Raw genomic sequence first — 21,041 nt, 5'->3', positions numbered from 1 at the left:
GCTTAATTGAATAGAGACGTTACTTTTTTTGAAGGATGTGCCAATAAATAATTGTAGCATCCAATTGGTGTTAATTTATCAGTTTTAGTTAGCTTGTTATGTTCTATATTAAATATTTCATATTCAGTTTTGGTAATTATTTTATTTAGTTTTTTTGCAACTTCTGTTGTAAGTACTTCAATAATGATATAGGGGTAATATAGTGTAAGATAAGTAGAAAAGCCTTCTAATATTTGGGGTTCATGCAACTCTACATCTATTTTAATGAGGTCCACCTTTTCTAAATTATTATCCCTGATAAATTCATCAATAGTGATTGTTGAAATTTGGTATTCTCTTATTTTGCCTTTAAACGAAGGTAAGTCTTTTAATTTGGCAGGTTCTAATGAGGCACTTGTTTGATGGGTTCCTTCTACATCATAAAATGTAAGTGAGTCAGAAATATTTGACACGCCTTTATTGATGCAATGAATATCAAAATTATTCATTTTATTGTTGAACGTTAGTTTGTTGTAAACCAAGTCTGACGGTTCAAAAGCAAATATATTAACTGAAGGATTAATCGCTTTGGCCATAAGAGAATAGACTCCCGTATTGGCTCCAATATCTAAAATTATATTGACATGAGGGCAGATCTTTTTCCAGACAAAGATGGTTTCAGATTCCCAAGTGTTGCCTAATCCATGCCAAAAAATTTCATTCTCTATAGTGCTTTCCCAATGAAATAGCGAAAAGGATTGCTCATTTATTTTAACTTGAAATGGGGCACGAAACTTCAGATCCGTATAAAAATTTTCTTTAAAAGGAATCTTTCTAAGAAGAGAACAAACCTGTTTCTTAAAAGGGATAATTTTATAGAACCCTGTAAAGAGTTGATAAATAAGGCTTGTTGCTTTCATTTTATATAAACTTTTCTGGTTTTATTGTTTTTCCTGCCCTCTCAAAGACAGCATCCAGACTTCCTTTTAGGTATATAAACTGCTTTTCATTCTTTCTTCTAAATGAAGGGGAAAGGTAATACTTCGTTAAAAATTTCACTTTTGAGAGAAAGGAGTCTGGATGGTTAAGGATATTCATACTATTCCAATTGTAATGGGTCTTGAGAAACCGCATAAAGTTTCTTCTTCTGTAGTAAGCACTTACCAAATATAGTTTGTTTTCTCCTTTAAATGAACTAGCACTATAGTGGATAACTGTTGAGTTGGTTACAAGAATAGATTTTACCCCTTTTTTCCTTAGTCGGTAGGCGTAATCATTTTCTTCGGCATACATGAAAAAGTCTGTATGCATAAAGCCGTATTTGTGTATCAAAGAGGCTGGCAGAAACATAGATGATCCTTCGACAGATTGAATTTCTCTTTCTTGGGGGTATATTTGTGAATAGTCTCGGTAGCTTTTGCCTTCCCAAAGGTTGTAGGTAAAAGGTTCTTGATTGGTGATAGGCTGGATACCTCCTCCAAAATCTATAAGATTGGGGTTTTCTGGTTGGAGTGAAATAGAACCATATATATGTTCGCCATTTCTTTTGTAAGCATCTAAAAAAGCATCAAGTGAGTTATAGCTTACGATTAAGTCACAATTTAGAATCCAAAAAAAATCAGCTCCCTCCTTTTTAGCTATTTCCCAATTTGCCAGATGCCCTGCTGCATATCCATTGTTATGTTTAGATCCATAGATGGGATAGTTAGGTAATGCCTCTTTTAATTTTTGAACAGAATTATTAGGTGAGGCATTGTCTCTGATAAGGATGGTTATTTCAGGAGAAGATAATTTTTCTAACGATTTAACACACTTTATACAGTCTTGGAAATTAATCCAATTGAGGAGTGAAATAAATATTTTGCCCATATTTATTTTATTATTTTTTGAATTACCCCAAATATCTCATTAGCAGATTTTTCCATGTTAAATTGTTTGGATTTTTCTTTGGCGCCAATAGACAGGTTTTGTAATAATGAACTGTTTTCATTAAGTAATGAAATTTTATCTACCACAAACTCTAAGTCTTCATAAGGTGCTACAAAGCCAATTTCTTCATTGACAAATTCTGTACTTCCTCCAGATTTGTCAAAACAGATAATAGGCAAGCCAAAGCTGGCAGCTTCTAAGTTTACCAAAGGAAATGGATCCTCACGGGATGTCATAAAGAATACATCCATCAGTTGGTAATAATCTTCTACATTGGGTATAGAAGGTTGAAATATCACCCTATCGACAAGTTCGAGCAATTCTAATTCCCGTTGAGCTTCCAACATTGCATTTGAATTTTCTTTGCCTCCAACCCATAGAAACTTGAAGTTAGCTGTTGGGTGTAGGTCCTTTGCTAATTTGGCTGTTTGGATAAAAAGGTCGTAACCTTTTCTCCAGATTAGCGACCCACATCCTCCTATCACAAAATCATGCTCGCTTATTCCTAGTGATTTTTTTAAGGAGCTTTTATTTTGAGAGATGGGCTTTGGAGGAGGGATAGCTCCATAGCAGACATGTATTTTGGATGCAGGGACTTGATGATTGGCAATCAGGTTTGTTTTTACTGCTTCTGCCACTGCGATGATCGCATCACTTTGCTCGAAAGTGTTTTTTACTTTTCCAAGCGTTTTGAATAGCCTGATTACATATTCGAGTTCTGGAATTCTTGTGATCAAAGGTTTAGAAATAATATTTTTTACTGATTCTATAATTTCACCATTAGTGCAGGTATTACAGTAAATGGTGTCTATCTCATTTTTGATGCCGAACAAAAACTTTTCCTTACGCTTTTGTTCGTAATCATATAGCCTATTTAATAATCTTTCTAACAGCTTCTTGTCTTCATAATTCCTATTCCAAATAAAAACACTACCTATTTTTTCATACTCATCCAATAGCTCCCCGCCTCGCTGCAAAATAAAATATATAGTATATTGCTTGTTTGTCTTAAGCCATTTAGCAAAATACAATAGGCTTTTTGGAGCACCAGAAAGTGATGCTTCATGCCCAATGATGAGTATTGATTTTTGGTGCATTAGTTAAGGTTATTGAAAAACTGGATATAATTCTTGACCATTTCTTTAAGCTCGAAATACGTTGATCTTTGAAAGGAGATATCAGCGCACTTTTCTAATAGATGTTGGTCTTGAGCCATTTCGGTTAATGAATTTTTGATATCTGAAATGTTAGACTTTCCATTGTGAAGTGGAATGATTTTACCGCCTATTTTTTCTTCTAAAGTAATCATTTCCCGTATTTCTCCAAGGTCTGTTCCCAGTATGGGTTTTCCCTGTGCCATAGCCTCTATAATAAAGGTAGGCAATTCTTCCCCTTGATAATAAGTTGGTAGCGCACAAATATCACTGATATATATATATTGGCTCACCTGATTGGTAAAGCCTAGAAATTGAATAATTGGGAGGTCAGCATATTTTTCTTTGAAGTAAGCTAAATCAGGTCCTTCACCTGCAAATAATAGATATCCATTTGGAATATTTGTCTGAATAAATGCTTCGCATAGTTCTTCCCATCCTTTCTCTTTGATAGCTCTGCTGGCGCAAAAGATTATAAATGCGCTTTCAGGTAAGTTTAATTCTTTTCGAGTAAAATAAGTTGAAATGGGTTTGGGTATTCCATTCCAAATCTTTTTTGAAGGCAGTTTTTTGAATGATTCGAAATTATCTAATAAATCTTTGTTTTGCTCAGAGATATAGATACACCCATCTGCTGTAGCCAAAACATTTTCAGCAGCATCTTTGAATGAAGGAAATTCTTGAGGATGTGAAAGGCAATAGCGGTAAGAACCATGCATGGTGAGCACCCACTTTGCACAGGGTTTACCAAGTACATCATAGACCAATTTATCTGCCCACCATACATGAGAGTTGATCACATCCACTTGCCTTTCCTTATCTAGCGACTTTAATTGTTTGGTTTGCTGCTTTTCTTGCCAACTGTAATTGAGCCGCTTATTGATATTCAAGGCTTTGAATAACGGGTCGCAAACTTTTAGGTACAGTTTACTGAAAAAAGTCAGCCTTGGGCTAATGAGATTTACCTTTTCATTGAGTTGGGAGGTTATCTCCCGCTTTCTGAGGTAAGGGTAAACATCTAGTACATAAACCTCATTTTTTACATTAACTAGTCCATTAGCTAAGTGAACAACTATTTGCTGAGCACCGCCAAGCCCTAAGTCTGCAACTACTAAGAGGATTTTCATTTTTACTTAGTTAGGTGGTATGATACAAAAAAATCTTGATATCAAAATTCTTTGATAAAAGTTTTTGGAAAAACAGCCTATTATTGAGACCATCGTCTTTATGAGAGAGGAGGCAGTGTAAGTAAAGTTTATTTCATTAAGCTCAAGCTGTTGCTGTCTGCCAAGAGCCTTTAAATCAATTTTCTGAATGAGGAGTACTACATCCTTTTTTGAAAATAGCCCTTTGTATTTAAGTACCATTTTGAAATACCCTAAATGTATTGCTTGTGTTATTTCATCCTCTGAAATAATAATTTGTGATTTTGTAATAATAAGGTTGTTAGAGGTTTGGGGTGAACGAAGAATGTCAAAAATACTTTGATATATCAATAATTGTTCTTTGCCAAAGTTTGATTCACCAGTTACAGTTTTTGACTCTCCATGATACCTGAAGTTTACTATTACTTTTTTGATACTAATTACATTTTCTATTCCATATAGTAATAGGTATTGGTACCACATTGCTAAATCCATAGAATAATGTAATCCTTCTGTTAGTGGAGTTATTTTTCGAACAACATCCATTTTGTAAAATGTTTCGGGCTGGGCATAAGAAGGTTCGCTTAAAGCTTCCATTGTTGACCCTACTAAGGGGAATGGCTCATTTAAATTTCGCTTATTGCCTGAGAGTGTTCGCTTAATACCTGATACAACTTTTGTATGTGGAGCTTGGAATCCAAGTGCTATATTATATAAAGCATAAGGTTCAAGATAGTCATCACTATTCAACCAATTAAAGATATCCCCCGTACATTTTTCTAAGCCTTTATTTATAGCATGACTTTGTCCTCTATCTTTTTCACTTACCCAGTAAGTGATATACTTCTCATATTTTTTTATGATTTCCAATGTACAGTCAGTACTTCCCCCATCAATGATGATGAATTCTATATTTGGATAGTTTTGGTTTTTTATAGAAAGAATAGTCTCTTCAATATATTGACCTTGGTTATAACTAGGAGTTACTATTGATATTTTAGGCCATTTGATATCTTCAGAGTAGATAGTTGGATTTATTTCCTCTTTAGGCCATGTGGAATTTGCCATATAAATGTTGGAATTTAAAACTTGTACTTAACGTGCACTTATCATATTGGGGCGCATAAAAAAATCATGATTTTTCCTTACAAAGGGAATGAATATATAGCAATACCTTTGCTATGTATTCATTCTATAGGCTGAAATAGTGTTTATGGATTAGGCCAATATTTTGCCATGATTTTTTCAAAATAAGAATAATTAACAGCTATGTCATTGAATTTAAAATAGCCAGTTAATTCCCGAGTTGCAGATGGTATATAATCTGCCCCCTTATTTATAAGTTCATATTTTGGAAATATACCAGTGTGTATTCCTATTGTTTCCACAAGTGCAAGAGCAGTGTAAGAAAGAGGAAAGTAAATATCGTGAGTACCCGATTTATTCATATGTAATAAAAATAATACGATTTTGACTAGATCATCAATATCCAAAATATTACGAGTGGCATTTTTCCATATTTTAATAGGCTTTCCTTCTAAAACTGCATTTACAAAGTAGTTAACCAAAGTATGTGGGTTTCCCCCTTTACCTACAATATTCGATGTGCGTATTATCAAATGATTGTGATGGTTTTCTTGAATGTATCTTTCTAGCTCAATTTTATGCTGTATATATTTGCTGCCTTCCAAGGAGGGGTCATAAACCGAGATCGTGCTAAAGTAGATAAGCTTTTCCGCAGGTTGACAGGAAAGTATATCATATAATAGTTGTCTTTCACGATTGTAAGCCTTTTCATCAGTTTCAGCAGAATTTGATACGCCAGAAGCAAATATGATGGGTTTATCTGATAATAAATGGTAGTCTTCATTCGACTCAAATCTAGAAGCAATCAATCCTTTTCCAATGATCATTTAAAATATATTCAATTCAATAACTTTTTATAAGTTTCAATATATGCATTTACATGGATTTTGTAGTCATATATCTTACGAGCCTCACTTGCTATTTCATCTCGCGATAACTCAACACCTTCGTTTAAGAAAGTAAAAAATGTGTGTTTTAATGATTCACTGCTAACCTCGTCACAAAGTAATCCATTTTTCTTGTGTGTAATAGATTCTTCAATTCCTCCCACAGGGAAACCAATACAAGGTGTTCCACAAAGCAATGCTTCGATGAGCGTATAAGGTAGGTTATCCATTAGAGAAGGGATTAGTATAACATCACAAGCTGCATAAAGTAGACTTAGCAGTAATTCGTCATGTATATAATCTAATTGCATTACATTTTTATGTCGACTCTTAATTCTACTGTCATTGCCAACTGTGCAAAATGTGACATCAAGTTTTTGGCGTTCGGCTTCTTGGATGATTGGTATTAAAAAACCATATCCTTTTCTTGGGTTTTTCAGCGAACTTGATAAAAATAATACTACTTTTCTGTCCTTAGGAAGCCCAAAAATATCGCGAGTAAATTCAATGTTTCTTGGGTGGTAGATGTTTGGATTAGCTCCGTAACCTAGCTTCAAATGAGGAAATTGGTTAAAAACAGGGCTTTTCTTCGAGCTTGTTACTAACCAGTCAGACATGGCGGCTATATGTAGGTTTTTAACACCCTCCAGTGCCTTGATTTTTAAATTTTGGTTTTCTGAAAAAATGGTTTGTTCAATATCCGTTATTTCTCTGGACAGTAATTCTCCTTTTTCATTTATATCACTATAATATTCTCGATAGTGTTCTCCACCTGAATAAGGGTTTTCATCTACAATAGTCCATATAACAGGTTTTTTATTTTTACGAAAGAAGGAATAATAGTCAAGAAAATTAGCTGTCCAGTGTAAATGGATGATATCTGCTTCTTGATATAAAGGACTTGTGGTAATGTCAAAGTCAGTATATGGAAAGCTAAACATCTCTAGCTTTTTTGAGCGCTTGTTCAAAAAAAACTGTCTTTTTCTCTTCTCTTTTAGTTCTGCTGAGAAGAATTTGTTGATGATAGACCTACCTTTTCTTATTACCTTTGATAAAAAACTCTGTTTTAAAGGAGGGGGGACATAGACAAAGCTAGAGGGGAGGTTTTTTGTTTTTTGTTTTAGTAAGAGTTTACTTTCTACTCCTTTTTCTAATAATCCCAGGTGTAGCCTTGTACATGCATTAGCTGCACCTCCTCGGTCATAAGTGTTAATGTGTAGTATTTTCATCTCTGAACCCATAAATGTTTAGTTGCATATCCATTCCTTCATATGTTTTGATATTTAATAAAGGTTGTGGGGATTCTAGACCTGGAGAGCTAACATAAAGTCTGAATCCTGAATTCTTAAGTAGCTGTAATAACTCAGGTAACTGTTGGTTTTTACCAGCAAATGAATGGTACTCCACAAAGATATTATGAACGTTTGTTAGCTGGTTAAAAGAGCTACTTAAAACTTCAAACTCTGCTCCTTCAATATCTATTTTTAAAAAATCTACAGGTTTATTTAAGTACTTTAGTAAAATAGCTGTCTTTACTGTGGTTTTGTTAGTTTTAATAGAGTTATCAATTCTTCCACCATCCGCACCTTCATGATAAAATGTGAGCTCTGTCTCCTCTTTCCAAAGGGCTTTTTTTACGAGAGTAATGTTATTGAATTCAAATGACTGGATATTGAATTCTAAAGTTTCAAAGATTGTTGAATCAGGCTCGAATGCAACTATTTCAGAATTTGGAAATAGTTTTTTGAAGTAAATAGATGCTAGACCAATATTTGCACCTGCATCTATTATATAGGGTGATTCATTCAAAGCTCTAAATTTGTAAATTTCTTTTTTGAAAATCTCGTTGAAAATAAAAAGAAAAGATGCTGAATCTACAATTTTTATTTTTTTGTCAAATAAAACAGTCTCTGTTGGCGTAAACCTCGGAAATAGGTTTAATATCTCATACGGGTTAGAATGTTTACTTTTACTATCAGATTTAGCCTTGATATTAAAAATCAGCTTTACACCATCTTTAATATTAGTGGGTATAAAAGATTTCCAGCCCATAGTTTAGGTTCTTGTTTTGATTTTGTTAGCAGGTACTCCTCCAACTACAGTATATGGCTGGACATCTTTGGTAACCACACTGCCTGCTGCAATTACTGCTCCATTTCCAATTGTTACACCAGGCAATATCTGAGAATTACATCCTATCCAAACATCATCCCCAATTGTTATATCCCCTTTATTAATCCACGATTGTTTTTGAATGGGACTGTGTTTTTCTATCTTATGGTTTGCAACTATGATACTGACTTGCTGGGAAATCAAACAGTTTTCACCAATAATGACTTTCCCTCCTGATGCTCTTATATTATTTAATTCTCCAATATATGTGTTTTTACCAATTATTAATGCAGATCTATGGTCAGCATAATTTTCTCCAATAATGAAAAAAACATTTCCTGAACCTATATGAACTCCCTCTGATAAGAGAATTGAACTTAAGTCAGAATAATTAAACCTATTAGAATAATCTATAAAGCAGTTTGTGCTCTTAGACCTAATATTGTTGATAATATCAAACGATTTTTGCATTTCAGAATAATACTCTTTCCTTTTATAGATTTGCTTAAAAAACTGTAAATGTTCTTTTAAAGCATTTTTTTTACCAACTAACTTTTTAATAATGTTACTAGAAGGTTTGTGTTTTTTATTGTTCTTTAAATTGATATAATAATTCTTGATTATTTGTTTTCCCTCTTCTGATCCCGTAATGGATAGGTTATTATTTAGTATTATTTTTTCGCTAATTAATTGTCTGGAATAGTTGTCATCAATACCGCAATTTTCACCAGATGCATCATTGCCTATATTTCTAACTAATGAAGTTTTAGGAGTTAGCGCTAGTAAATCGTTAATAATCAAGATAGCATGCCATTTGACCGCCCATGTTTTAATCTTTTTTTTGATATTATCTTCTAATTGTGATTGAAGAGAATAGGTGCCTTCTATATTAAATTTATGAAGTAAACCCTTTTTACGTATAACTTCCCATAGAGCTATGCTATCATTGGTATATTGTCTCCATGACCTTTTCCAAGTCCCCCATCCCCATGAAAATGTGATTTGAGCAAAGAATGTTTCAGATAAATTATTGTCATTTGATGGGAACATATAACCATTGATGTGCATGATTTTCTCCTCATCCTTATAAATATCAAGAGCATCATTCATATATTGGAGAAACCCCTTAGAGGTTACTAGATCATCTTCAAGTACTATTATTTTCCCATATTTATTTACTATTTCTGTAACCCCTTCAACTATTGAGTCTGCAAGCCCTTTATTTATAGGTGATTCAATTATTTGAACCTCTTTGCACCATTTTTTTTCTTTAATTAGTTCTCTAACTTCATTGATTTTAAGAAGATTTTCTTCTGTTGTATTTTCTTTTGGTCCATCAGCATAGATAAAAAGTTCTGACTGGTCAGCTAATTCGTTTTGGACTAATGCTTCTAAGGTTTGGCGTGTATGCCATGGACGATTATATACGAATAATACTATAGGTGCTAAGGTCATTAATTTTTCAAATTAATATTTTGAAAGGTTGTGCTTCAAAAATTTTTCCAATTAAAGAATAATTTCAGTTCTTAATAAGAACTGAATTACCTCTGTATATAAATAACTCTTGTATAGTAAGTTAATGAGATGCACTTGCATTCTATATTCTTCCCAATTATTAGATTTTAATACTTTTAAGTTCAGTCCTTCAATATTATCATCGATTTTTATTAAGTTAATGATAAGGTTTTCTTTCAGGGTAGATAATTACTTTTTTCAAGTATATTGAATCCTTTTTACAAGGATTTTACTAGTAGAAATTATCTATAGTTTTTAAACCTATTTTTAATGTCAAGCATTCGTCTCTCTCCGCTAATTTTTATTATCAAATAGATCGTCTTTTGTCGATACTACTCGTTTTGCTGCCACGTCTACCTTTTTATTATAGTATAGTTGAGCAAATTTTGTGGAAGACTCCGGCGTTAACTTTGCGTCGTGTTCAAGAATAGGCTTCTGTCAAAATATATTTATTGTAATAGCTATCATTTAAAATATACATTAAACTATCTTTGATTAGCTTGTGATTAATATTAATATAGCTTACTACTTCAGGTTTGAAATATTTTTTAGAATTTAGAATTATCTCCAAGAGTTGTTCCGTATTTTCTGTGTAGTAAAATATTCTTTGGTTGATATAGCTTTGCATATCATTTTTTCCATTTTCATGAATAAGTATTGTATGAATGCCAAAAGAAAGTGCCTCATAAGCCACTGTAGACCAAAATGTAATTTGGATATCTACTATCTTGAACAGAGAGTAGATATTAAACTGGTTAGCATACTTCAATTCATAGTTTTGATTTGGAATACTTTCATTTAATATTTTTTTTATGTTCTGTACTTCATCTGAGAACCGTGGGTGTAATCTTATCAGCCAATAAATATGTTCTCCAGCTTTTATGGCTTCCAATAAAAATTTTGGTAATACAGAATATTGTAAGGAAATTAGAACGACTTTTCTATATTTTTTTAACCCTAAATTACTTTTATCAAAACTATCGAGTCGTATTTTACCTTTCACATTTATGCTGAGCCATGTATTACCAGCTATCACTACTTCATGTCTTTGGCTATGATTAGCCCATTTTTTAATTATCTCAGCATTTTCTGAACCCCACATCCAGAAGTGAGAAGGAATTAGGTTATATCCATTTTTTGGATAGTTCGCCCAGTTGCTATACATAGGGTGATATTTCCCTTGTTGCCCGTGTTGAAACTCTACTGTCTTGATACTTAATTTATTGGCAGCTAAAACCATAGCAAAAGCCCAATCATAATAGAAACAATTTATAAATAGCAATTTAGGCTTATATTTATTGAGAACTTTGTAGAACTCTTTTTTAGCTAGTAAAAGTATGTCTAGTTTTTCAACGACTACAGAATGTGAGGATGGAAAAGTAATATCGTGTTTGCTCAGAAACTTCATGAACTCAGTCCAACTTTCTATTTCTGCAGTTTTGTGTACTAAACACTTTTCTGCTAGTAATTGCCAATAATAGTTGATTTTTACTTTTGCTAAACTGGCATCTATATAGATAGTTTCTCCATGTATTTCGGTATTGAAATCACGTGTTGCTAAAAACTCAATAAGTTTGGTATTTAACTCAAGTTTTTTACAAAAAAATTCTAAACTATTTCCGAATTTATTAAAATATCTTCCTTCTATAAGCTCTCTTTTTCCATTTGGTGTATTAAGATATAAAACATCAATTTGTCTTTTGTCTTCTTGTTGTGGGTTATTACTTTTTATTTTTTTTTTTACTTGGTAATAAGCTTTATAGCTATCTTTAATTTTGTACCTTAAGTCTCTAACATTCCATTTCTCTTTTTCGGATATTTGTGTGGGTTTTGAAGTGCTCTTAGTAAGTAAGGTTTGTGACAATATTTGCCTAAGCCAAGGCCATATTCTTAGACTTTTGTAGGTTATGGTTTCGACAGGAAAGTTAGTTTCAATATTATTTATAAGTTCTATATATTCTTTTTTGCTTAGCATGTATGATTTTGTATATGCTTTGTCAAATAATTACATCAAGAAGCCATGAGGTTTGAGTTGAGAATAATGGACTTATTTTCAACTCAAACTCCAAAAGTTTATGACTATATAAAAACAAACTTACCCTATAAGTTGTAATTTACTTTATGATATCATCTATAGGTAATTCTTGTATTATTTTTTGGACTATTTTGTATTCATTTTCTCCAAGTTCTTGTAAGGGCATTCTATCTTTTCTTTTCATAATCCCCCTAGCTTCTAGGGCAGCTTTAATGGTCAGGTGCCAACTATATTTTTGAACACCTCTTTCAAAAAAGGGAACTTCTACTTCTTCAATGATTTTCATATACCCATCTTTATTTCCATTTTGATAGTATTGCCAAAATAGTGTAGCCAACTTAGGTTCGAACACTCCAATACCGTTAAGCCAAGCCTGGCATCCGATGTCAGCAAAACGAAGCCATTGCCTTTTTCCACCACCTGAAATGACTATAGAAACTCTATCTCTCAGTTTAGCTACTACATCTTTGGAATAAGCATCATCTTTGGCATCTTCTTTTACAGCTACGACGTGCTCCAAATCTGCAAGTCTATCTAACAATGAAATTGGCCAATTTACCGTAGGGCCTCCATACCCATTTAGAAAAGGCATTTCATGGATTAGTATTGCAGTAGAAGAGTTTTGGGCTATCAGGTTATAATGATTAAATATTTGATCTTCTGAATAGAATCTTTCTCGGACAATAAGTGATATCATATCTGCGCCGATTTTTTCGGCGTGGTTGGCAAATTCAATAGATGTTTTGGTAGAGCAATGTAGCGGGTCAGCTACAATCATAATATGGTTCTTGTCTAATTCTTTTACTTTCTTAGAAACAAATTGATTAAGGGTTTTGATTTCTTCCCAAGAAAGTTGGCTATAACGACTGTTGTAGCCCATGACATAAAATATATTACCACCTGCCTCATGAATTTTTTCTAAATACTTTTCTAAAGATGCAAAATCAATACTTTCATCTTCTTTAAAAGGGGTCATTATAGAAAATACAGGACCATTAATTTTGTTTTTAAGTTTACTGTAGTAATTGTTCATATTTTTACATGATTATTTTTCAAAAGATATTCAGCCCATTCTAAATCCAACTTATAGTCTATATCTACCGAATGAAGCTTATCCATATTGTATGCTTTTATTTTTCCCTGAAAAAAATTATCTTTTTCGATGAATTTTTTCAACCAAGCAATGTAAAGTCCTCCATTGACTCTATAAAATGTTTGGAAGTCTTGAGAACGCGTTTCGCCTGTAATCAAAGGCGACGGGTTTAGCAGAGCTTCTGGGTTAGCTAACTTGCTTTCATCTATAGTAAGTGTAAGCTGAACAGGGTCGCTCATTTCTGTGACGCTTACTACAGATAAATCATCTTCACTAAGCAGTTGATAAGCCTCTTGAATATGTTTCGCAGTTCTAAATGGGCAAGTAGGTAGAAATAAGCCGATTGTCTCAAACTGATTTATATAACCTTTTCTAGCTGCGATAGACTTGACTAAATCTATTACTTTGATATTATCTCCTGCCAAAGTAACTTCCCTTTTTTCTAGCGTAACTCCTTCAATCTCTCTTCCTATATCTAGAATCTTATCATCGTCTGATGACAAGATAACAGTCTCAAACAAGGCACTATTGACCACTGCTTCCAAGGTGTAATGAATTAGGGGTTTCTCTGCAAGAGGTAATATATTCTTGTTTGGTAATCTTTTTGAGCCACCACGTGCAGGTATAATTGCAATATTTCTCATTTTTTTATAATAAAGGAAGGGGTTTTAGAATATGGAAGTTTTTTTATAATGACATCGGTTTTGTTTTCGAAATATTCATCTACAGCTTGAGTTTCGCCAGGGAATACACCGTAATCATCTAAAAGGATAATACCTCCTGATACTATTTTAGGGTACAAATGTTCTAAAATGACTACTGCTGGCTCATAAATATCAGTATCTAAATTTAGCAATGATATTTTTAGTTCGGGGTGTGCTTCTACATACTCAGGGACACTTGCATTTATATCCCCTTTTACTAGCTCAATTTCCTGATTTAACCCTTTTTTAGTAAGTGTATCTTCTAATTGTTTTAGAGATATACTCTGGCTTCCTGCGTTATGCACAAATTTGTCTAGTGTCTTTTTATCTGCGTCAAAGTTTGTTTTAGGAAACTCTCCAAATACATCAAACCCAATGATTTTTTTTGTGAAAGACCCACCATACATTTCTCTAAAATGTGCCCAACGAACTAAAGATGCACCTTTGAAAACACCACACTCCACAATATGCCCTGTGAGGTTTAAGGTTTTTAGAAATAGCTGATGATGGGCAATTAGCTTACTTATTCTTTGAGTATTACAACTAAGGAAAAAATTATTCTCGTACTCAAAACTCTTATTAAAATCAGGTAGTTCTATCATAAAACAAATAATTTAATTATAAACTTGCTAAAAACTTTAAAAATCTCTGTTATTTATATACCTATGAAGGAACTATTTGCAGAATGTTTTCTGTTTTTTTTAATTAAAAATTACAGAATAAAAAAACGGTTTTTTATTCTCGGTCTAGTTTGAAAGCCTTTCTTAAAAATCGGGCGATGAACCAAGTAAAATAGAAAATAATTTTACTTGGTTTTGTCTAAAATGTTTGGCGATATGTCAAATATTTTTCTAGTTTTTCTAATGCTATCCAAAAACCTTCTCCTTTGTTTTCGTGCCCTTGCCAGATTTCTGGTATAAACCAAGCCTCTGGAGCTAGGCTATTCAGGACTTCTGCAATGGTTATAAAATCAATACTTCCAGTTCCAATTTGTAGGCCTTCTCCACTTGCTTTATCTGCGTCTGCGATATGCAAGTGAGCTGCTATTGGTGCTACTTGTTTTAAAAAATTGTGAAAGGAAGTATTCAGGTGAGTAGCAGCAAGTTTGGAGTGTGAAATATCTAGGCATATCCTCATTTTGTTTTTCTCACAAAAATCACAAATCTCTTCTGCTTCTACAAATAGATTATGATAGCTTTGACCTCCAAAATGCCAAGGAAAAGGCGGCATAGTTTGCGGTACGATTTCAACGCCAGAACAATCTAATAGAGAAAGGCTTTCTTCTAATATTTTATACTTTTCTTTTTTTTCTTTTTCACTTAGAAAGCCTTGCTGTGTCCAACCTCCTACATTAGTTACTATAAGTGGCCGTTTGGTATGAGAGAAAAGTTTATTTAATTTTTTTGTGGTGTATATTACTTTTTGTAGTTCCTTTATAGAACGCTCTCTGTAATTTTTGTCTAAAGCACACAAATCGAGAATGTGATCACCTGCAAAAAGCTCAGGGCTATGTACTGCAAAGTTTATATTTTGTGGTTTGGTTATAAACTTTGAAAAATCTACTTCTAAGTCTTTATAGCTCAAATGGAATTCTACAAAATCAAGATTAGTTTCTTTTATAAGTTCTTGATAATCTGCATAGCGTACGGGTATTCCCCAAGGTCTTTTGAAGTTGTATTTTCGACGTGTCACAACTTCTTCTAGTATATCACTTGGGAAAAAAAAGTCTCCTTTTTTGAAAGAATGCTTAGCCTTTTTACCCAGTAACTTAGACCTATAGTTGGGTTGTAGTCCTCTGCCTGGACTTCTTACCTCTATCATATTATCTTCTATGATTCCCCCCTCTTTGAGGTCTTGATTAATAATTAAACTTTTGGCAAGAGTCACTCTATTAATCATTTCTCCTTGCGAAATGATTCTGCTTTCTGATGTCGATGCCCCTAAACTTTTTTCAACTATCCTAACTCCTTTTACTAGCTCTTCAAATTCGGTAGGTAACAAGCTTACCTTGTGGTCATTTCCTTCCATTGTTTTATCTATAGTAATGTGGCGTTCTAGCACTTTTGCTCCTAAGGCTACAGCTGCTATAGATACATAAATACCACGTTCGTGACCTGAGTATCCTACAAAAGAGTTTGTGAGTTTTTGTAGCTTTTTGATATAGCTTAGATTAATGTCCTCGAAAGGAGCAGGGTAGGTAGAGTTACAATGAAGTAATATGAAATTTGCTCCTAAATCATTCAAAAGCTCAACAGTTTGTATAATTTCATTTTCGGAACTCATGCCGGTCGAGCATATAATCGGTTTGCCTGTTTTGGCAATAGCTTGTAAAAGTTTATGATTAGTTAAGTCGGCAGAGGCTACTTTATAAGCAGGCATACCGTAATTTTCTAATGTGTTTAGACTGCTTATATCCCAAGGAGTGCAGAGGGGGATGATTTTTTTTTCTTTGCAATAATCAAAAACCTCAATGAGTTCCTCTTCTGATAGTTGGAAGCGATTCAGCAAGTCTAAAGTATATTGGGTTCCTAGGTTTTCTCTGGAATCCGAAGCATCTCCTGCATTACTGTATAACTCTTTTAAGTTACGCATCTGAAACTTCACACAATCTGCACCTGCTTGAATGCTATAATCGACCAATTGTTTGGCAAGTTCTATACTTCCATTATGGTTATTTCCTACTTCGGCTATGATAAAAGTATGTGTGTTTCCTATTTCTATTTTATCAATAAAAAACGCTTCTTTTATTTGTTTATTTCTGGCTACAGCAACTAGTTGCTTTTGAGTATTAAGTATTGGTATATGCGTATATTTTTGTAACAAGCTATGAAGGTTGTAATTATTATAATCTTCATACACATACTTAAAGTTTTGATTTGCTATGCTTGTTATATTTTTCTGCAAATCTGGTGTTTGAGCATTCATAATACTTCTCAAAATATCACCATTTGTAATAAGCCCTAACACTATGTCTTTATCTGTAACAACGATTAAGATTCTTCCTTTTCTAGCATTTAAAATTTTTAAAGCCTCAACAATGGAAGTTTCTTCATATATAACAAAGCTTTTAATATTTCTATCGATAAACATAATAAATAGTTATAAAGTTATGTGCCAGGGTATTTCAGGAGCAATTATAGTTGGTCTATACTGATTATTAATGGCTCTGTAAGATGTAGTATCCTCAATAGAAAAAGAAATGAGTCTTTCTTTTTTATCTTTGATTCTTGTAGATCTATCAATGAAGCTTAGGGTTACAGTATAGTCACCTGCTCGAAGAATTTTAGAAGGTAGCTTAATACGATATTCATAACTTCCAGGTCTGAGGTTAGCTAGTTCGGAATATTTCATATCATCGTTTGCTGAAGTAAATAATATATTTCCCATATTGTCGTGTAGTACTATGACAGAGTAGTAATGTTTACTAGGGATATTTATATCAAAGTGGATTTCTAGGCTTACATTGTCATAATAGTCAAATAAAGTAGTTTCGTGCCCTATATTATTAAGTAATAAAATTTTTCTAATTTGAATAGGTAAGCTAGTATCTTTATCAAAACTAAAGTATGTTTTATTCAAAGCCTTCTCACCATAGCTCAGATAAGACGATATGACCTTGTCAATATTATCTTCTAGCGTCTTACCTCCCCGATCAAGTAAAATCCCTCTGTTACACAATTTTCTTACGCTTGCCATATTATGGCTCACAAATAATACAGTTCTCCCCTCTCCTTTACTTACATCTTGCATCTTTCCAATAGCCTTTTTTTGAAATTCTGCATCACCTACTGCAAGAACTTCATCAACTATTAAGATTTCAGGTTCAAGATGTGCCGCTACAGCAAAGCCTAGTCGAACGGTCATACCAGAAGAGTAGCGTTTTACGGGGGTGTCAATGTATTTAGCTACACCTGCAAACTCCACTATTTCTTCAAGCTTGGCAGTGATCTCTACTCGGGTCATGCCTAATATAGCTCCGTTAAGGTAGATGTTTTCCCTGCCTGTTAGTTCGGGGTGGAAGCCTGTGCCTACTTCCAGCAAAGAAGCTATTCTACCCTTTGCTCGTATCCTTCCTGTGGTGGGTCCGGTTACTTTTGAGAGTATTTTTAGTAAGGTAGATTTTCCAGCACCATTCTTTCCTATAATGCCTAATATTTCCCCTTGTTCCACTTCAAAATTGATGTCTTTTAATGCCCAAACGTAGTCGCTGTCTCCTTTGGTGGCACGGTCGTTCACCTCGCCTATCTTTGCCGTTGGGTCTTCTTTTCCACGCACATTTGCCCAGAAACGAGCCATGTCGTCCCGCAAGGTCTTGCTTCCCACCGTTCCCAGTCGGTATTGTTTGGATAGATTTTCTACTTTTAGTACTGGCATGTTTAGTTGTTAAGGATTAGTTGTTTGATTAGGGTGTTAGATATTGGGTATTGGCTTTTATTTAATCCTTTTTCTTATTGCTGTAATTAATTAATGCGTTTAGCATTTTGGCAATTTCGATACTTTCCAGCTCTAAAGTTTGATATTCTTCTGATGAAATCCAACCTCTCTTTTTGAAAATTTCTAATAAGGTGATTGTTTCATACAAAGGACCTCTGCATATGCTAAAAACTGGATGAACTCTTTTGAGGAATTTCTGCCTTTTCCTTCTGCTATATTCATTGATATGGAAGTTACAGCAGCTTCTATTTGTTCTATTAATCGAAAATGATTTCGAGATGTTTCAAGCCTTTCGCATAAGTCAATAACATCACTGGCAAAGTCGACAGCTTGTTGCCATACAGTCAACTTCTTAAAGTCAAAATCTTCATCTTTCATAAACTATCTTTTGGAATTAGCTAATTCCAAAACTCCTAATCCCTACTGCCTAAAACCCAATCTCCAACACCTACTAACTAATTCCTAAACCGTATCCATAAAGTTCTTTTCGGTTTTGTTAAATAGGATAATGCCAACGATAAAGACGACAAGAGAAACTCCCGCACTGTAACCAAGCATGCTTAGGTTAAAGATTCCTTGGCCAAGGAATGCGAAGCGAAAGCCTTCTATGATCGGAGCCAAAGGATTGAGCAACATTAAGCTTTGGAGTTTTGGAGAAAGGCTTGATATAGGGTAGATAACGGGAGTAGCATACATTAATAGGGTTACTCCAAACCCTACAAAAATTGTAAGGTCACGGTATTTGGTAGTGAGTGAGGAAACAATAACGCCAAATCCTAAACCAAGAGTGGCCATGATTAACAGCAATATTGGAACTGCCAATATCCACCAACCAGGGTGTACATTGGCTCCTTGCCATAGGTAATATGCCATAAAGCATAAAAACATGAGCATTTGGATGCTAAAAGAGATTAGAGAAGATATAACATTGGACAGTGGTGCTACTAAGCGGGGAAAGTATACTTTCCCAAATATTCCTGCATTGGCTACAAAGGTGTTGGAAGTAGAGTTAAAGCATTTTGCAAAATAGCCCCAGCAAATATTCCCACACATGTAAAACAAGATAGGTGGTAACCCGTCTGTAGAGATCTTAGCTATCCTGTGAAAGACTAAAAAGAACATGAAGGTTGTGAACAAAGGATTTAAAAAGTGCCATAAGTGCCCAAATACAGTTTGTTTGTAAGCTGCTACAAAATCTCGTCGGACGAAAAGACGAACCAAGTCCCTATACTTCCAAACTTCGTCAAGGTGGAGGTCAAAAAGTCCATGTTTAGGTTGGATATCAATATCCCACTTTTCCTGTTCAGTATTTGCCGTCTTTTCCAAACTAGGGTTGCTAGTCATATATGTTAGGTTACTGTGTTCTGATTACTTGACCCAAAATTGTAATTTCCTTTGTTGAGATGCAAGAAGTTTTAGGAATTAGTTAGTAGGGATTAGGGGTTTGTTGGTAGGTGTTGGTTTCTAGAGATTGGGCTTTGGTTTTCTTAGATCTGTTCTATCTTTGGAATTCTTTAGCTTTTTAGAGCATAAATCAGGAGATTGATCAATTGCAATATCTTTATAGCGAGCTCTGTGGGCAATTTTTTTTAAATCTAAAACCTCAAAAACTAATAACTAAATCCTGACTCCATGGCAAATAAAGACATTATACCACAAAAAGTCACTATCAATCAGCAAATGCGTAATGAAAGCTTTGGGCATAAGTCTTTGGCTATTTGGTTTACGGGGCTTTCGGGGTCTGGGAAGTCTACGTTGGCTAATCAGTTGGAGATTCGGTTGCACAAGGCGGGTTACCACACTTATATGCTGGATGGCGATAATGTTCGTCGTGGGTTGAATAAGGACCTGGCCTTTACGGCTGATGGCCGCAAGGAAAATGTTCGTAGGGTAGGGGAAGTGGCTCGTTTGTTTACCGATGCTGGTGTGATTGTGCTTTGCGCGTTTATCTCACCCTTTCAGGCAGATAGGGATGAGGTGAGGGCATTATTTCCCGAAGGTCAGTTTGTGGAGGTACACGTGAGTTGCTCGTTGGAGGCTTGTGAAAAAAGGGATGTGAAGGGCTTGTACGAAAAAGCTCGTAAGGGTGAGATCAAGAACTTTACAGGTATCGATTCCCCATTTGAAGCACCTGTTTCACCCGAAATAGTGGTGCATACCGATAAACAGGAGGAGAAAGATTCTGTGGATATGCTTTTTACCGAGGTGGTGAAGAGGATTAAGGGTTAGATAGTGAGGACTTGATTTTAGGGGTTGGTGATTAGGCTTTTTAAGCGACGAGCTTTTTACGTAAGGCAGGGGGGATGGAATAAAACCTTTTCTTCTCCATGCTTTTCCCAAAAAATGTTCTAATATATTTCGATGCCTATTTTTGCCTTCGTAAGTTTGCCTTCTTTTTACAAAAACAATGATTCTCCTCGATTAAAGATGCAAGTTCACGATAAAAAATTCAAGATTTATATTGACGACAAGGCGGTAAGTGCAAAAGTAAAAGAGCTTGGTGCACAAGTGATGAAAGATTATGAGGGGAAGGAGCCAATTCTGATTGGAGTGCTTAATGGCGCTTTTATGTTTTTGTCGGAGCTGGCAAAGAATATTGATATGCCTGCCGAGTTTTCCTTTATTAAATATTCTTCGTACATCGATACCAAAAGCAGTGGGAAAGTAGTGCAGTTGATCGGCTTCGATAGGGAGATTGAAGGCCGGGACGTGATCATAGTAGAAGATATTATTGATACGGGATTGACTATGAAAAGTCTCTTGGGTGAATTGATTAAGTATAAGCCAGCCTCTATCAAACTTGCCTCTTTACTGTTTAAGCCTGAAGCCCTTCAGACCGATGTGAAGATTGATTATTTGGGGTTTGAAATCAAGAATGAGTTTGTGGTAGGTTATGGGTTGGATTATAATGGTCTGGGTAGGAACTTGCCCCATATTTATGTGCTAGATGAAGATTAGCATTCTAAAA

Annotated in this window: 18 protein-coding genes and 1 pseudogene; 2 read left to right on the top strand and 17 right to left on the bottom strand. The window is 34.3% G+C overall.

The genetic code is table 11. From position 1 onward, the window contains the following. Positions 1 to 2: 2 nt before the first annotated feature. The 17 genes and pseudogenes from R9C00_25115 to R9C00_25035 form a co-directional block, all read right to left on the bottom strand. On the bottom strand, positions 3 to 899 hold the full coding sequence (locus R9C00_25115; protein ID WPO34978.1) for an FkbM family methyltransferase: 897 nt from the start codon (positions 897 to 899) through the stop codon (positions 3 to 5). Position 900: 1 nt separating this feature from the next. Then, entirely contained in the window at positions 901 to 1,848 is a 948-nt protein-coding gene (locus R9C00_25110) for a glycosyltransferase family 2 protein (GenBank protein WPO34977.1), read from the bottom strand. 2 nt (positions 1,849 to 1,850) lie between these two features. Then, positions 1,851 to 3,005 (bottom strand): glycosyltransferase family 4 protein, encoded by a 1,155-nt coding sequence (locus tag R9C00_25105; GenBank protein ID WPO34976.1) that lies wholly within the window; start codon positions 3,003 to 3,005, stop codon positions 1,851 to 1,853. Continuing rightward, complete coding sequence (locus R9C00_25100) at positions 3,005 to 4,189, bottom strand: glycosyltransferase family 4 protein (protein ID WPO34975.1); 1,185 nt, start codon at positions 4,187 to 4,189, stop codon at positions 3,005 to 3,007. Before R9C00_25100 ends, R9C00_25105 begins: the two co-directional genes overlap by 1 nt. Positions 4,190 to 4,195: 6 nt before the next feature. After that, positions 4,196 to 5,275, bottom strand: a complete 1,080-nt coding sequence (locus R9C00_25095; protein ID WPO34974.1) for a glycosyltransferase family 2 protein — start codon at positions 5,273 to 5,275, stop codon at positions 4,196 to 4,198. Between the two features lie 143 nt (positions 5,276 to 5,418). Next, positions 5,419 to 6,120: an NAD(P)-dependent oxidoreductase gene (locus R9C00_25090; protein WPO34973.1), complete on the bottom strand. Its 702-nt coding sequence runs from the start codon at positions 6,118 to 6,120 to the stop codon at positions 5,419 to 5,421. 11 nt (positions 6,121 to 6,131) lie between these two features. After that, positions 6,132 to 7,421: a glycosyltransferase gene (locus R9C00_25085; GenBank protein ID WPO34972.1), complete on the bottom strand. Its 1,290-nt coding sequence runs from the start codon at positions 7,419 to 7,421 to the stop codon at positions 6,132 to 6,134. Next, on the bottom strand, positions 7,390 to 8,232 hold the full coding sequence (locus R9C00_25080; GenBank protein ID WPO34971.1) for an FkbM family methyltransferase: 843 nt from the start codon (positions 8,230 to 8,232) through the stop codon (positions 7,390 to 7,392). The genes R9C00_25085 and R9C00_25080 overlap by 32 nt, the downstream gene beginning before the upstream one ends. A 3-nt stretch (positions 8,233 to 8,235) precedes the next feature. Next, a complete protein-coding gene (locus R9C00_25075; protein ID WPO34970.1) occupies positions 8,236 to 9,747 on the bottom strand; it encodes a DapH/DapD/GlmU-related protein in 1,512 nt (503 codons plus the stop codon). A 481-nt stretch (positions 9,748 to 10,228) separates the two neighbouring features. Continuing rightward, positions 10,229 to 11,782, bottom strand: coding sequence for a hypothetical protein (locus R9C00_25070; protein WPO34969.1), 1,554 nt, complete (start codon positions 11,780 to 11,782; stop codon positions 10,229 to 10,231). Positions 11,783 to 11,921: 139 nt separating this feature from the next. Continuing rightward, a complete protein-coding gene (locus tag R9C00_25065) occupies positions 11,922 to 12,875 on the bottom strand; it encodes a dihydrodipicolinate synthase family protein (protein ID WPO34968.1) in 954 nt (317 codons plus the stop codon). Continuing rightward, complete coding sequence (locus tag R9C00_25060; protein ID WPO34967.1) at positions 12,872 to 13,579, bottom strand: acylneuraminate cytidylyltransferase family protein; 708 nt, start codon at positions 13,577 to 13,579, stop codon at positions 12,872 to 12,874. The genes R9C00_25065 and R9C00_25060 overlap by 4 nt, the downstream gene beginning before the upstream one ends. Beyond that, the gene (locus R9C00_25055; protein ID WPO34966.1) at positions 13,576 to 14,241 is read right to left on the bottom strand and encodes a TylF/MycF/NovP-related O-methyltransferase; all 666 of its coding nucleotides are present in this window, start codon (positions 14,239 to 14,241) and stop codon (positions 13,576 to 13,578) included. The genes R9C00_25060 and R9C00_25055 overlap by 4 nt, the downstream gene beginning before the upstream one ends. A 217-nt stretch (positions 14,242 to 14,458) precedes the next feature. Then, the gene (locus R9C00_25050) at positions 14,459 to 16,729 is read right to left on the bottom strand and encodes an N-acetylneuraminate synthase family protein (GenBank protein WPO34965.1); all 2,271 of its coding nucleotides are present in this window, start codon (positions 16,727 to 16,729) and stop codon (positions 14,459 to 14,461) included. 9 nt (positions 16,730 to 16,738) lie between these two features. Then, complete coding sequence (locus R9C00_25045) at positions 16,739 to 18,013, bottom strand: ABC transporter ATP-binding protein (GenBank protein WPO34964.1); 1,275 nt, start codon at positions 18,011 to 18,013, stop codon at positions 16,739 to 16,741. A 61-nt stretch (positions 18,014 to 18,074) separates the two neighbouring features. Next, positions 18,075 to 18,451 (bottom strand): annotated as a pseudogene (locus R9C00_25040) (four helix bundle protein). Positions 18,452 to 18,535: 84 nt separating this feature from the next. Further along, a complete protein-coding gene (locus R9C00_25035) occupies positions 18,536 to 19,417 on the bottom strand; it encodes an ABC transporter permease (GenBank protein ID WPO34963.1) in 882 nt (293 codons plus the stop codon). A gap of 288 nt (positions 19,418 to 19,705) precedes the next feature. On the opposite strand from R9C00_25035, the gene cysC reads away from it, so the two are divergent. After that, on the top strand, positions 19,706 to 20,302 hold the full coding sequence (gene cysC / locus R9C00_25030; GenBank protein WPO34962.1) for an adenylyl-sulfate kinase: 597 nt from the start codon (positions 19,706 to 19,708) through the stop codon (positions 20,300 to 20,302). A gap of 198 nt (positions 20,303 to 20,500) precedes the next feature. Then, entirely contained in the window at positions 20,501 to 21,031 is a 531-nt protein-coding gene (gene hpt / locus R9C00_25025; protein WPO34961.1) for a hypoxanthine phosphoribosyltransferase, read from the top strand. Positions 21,032 to 21,041: the final 10 nt, after the last annotated feature.

The sequence above is a fragment of the Flammeovirgaceae bacterium SG7u.111 genome (assembly GCA_034044135.1).
Lineage (GTDB): Bacteria > Bacteroidota > Bacteroidia > Cytophagales > Flammeovirgaceae.
The sequence above is the reverse complement of the archived record's forward strand: the minus strand, read 5'-3'. Positions and strand labels throughout refer to the sequence as shown.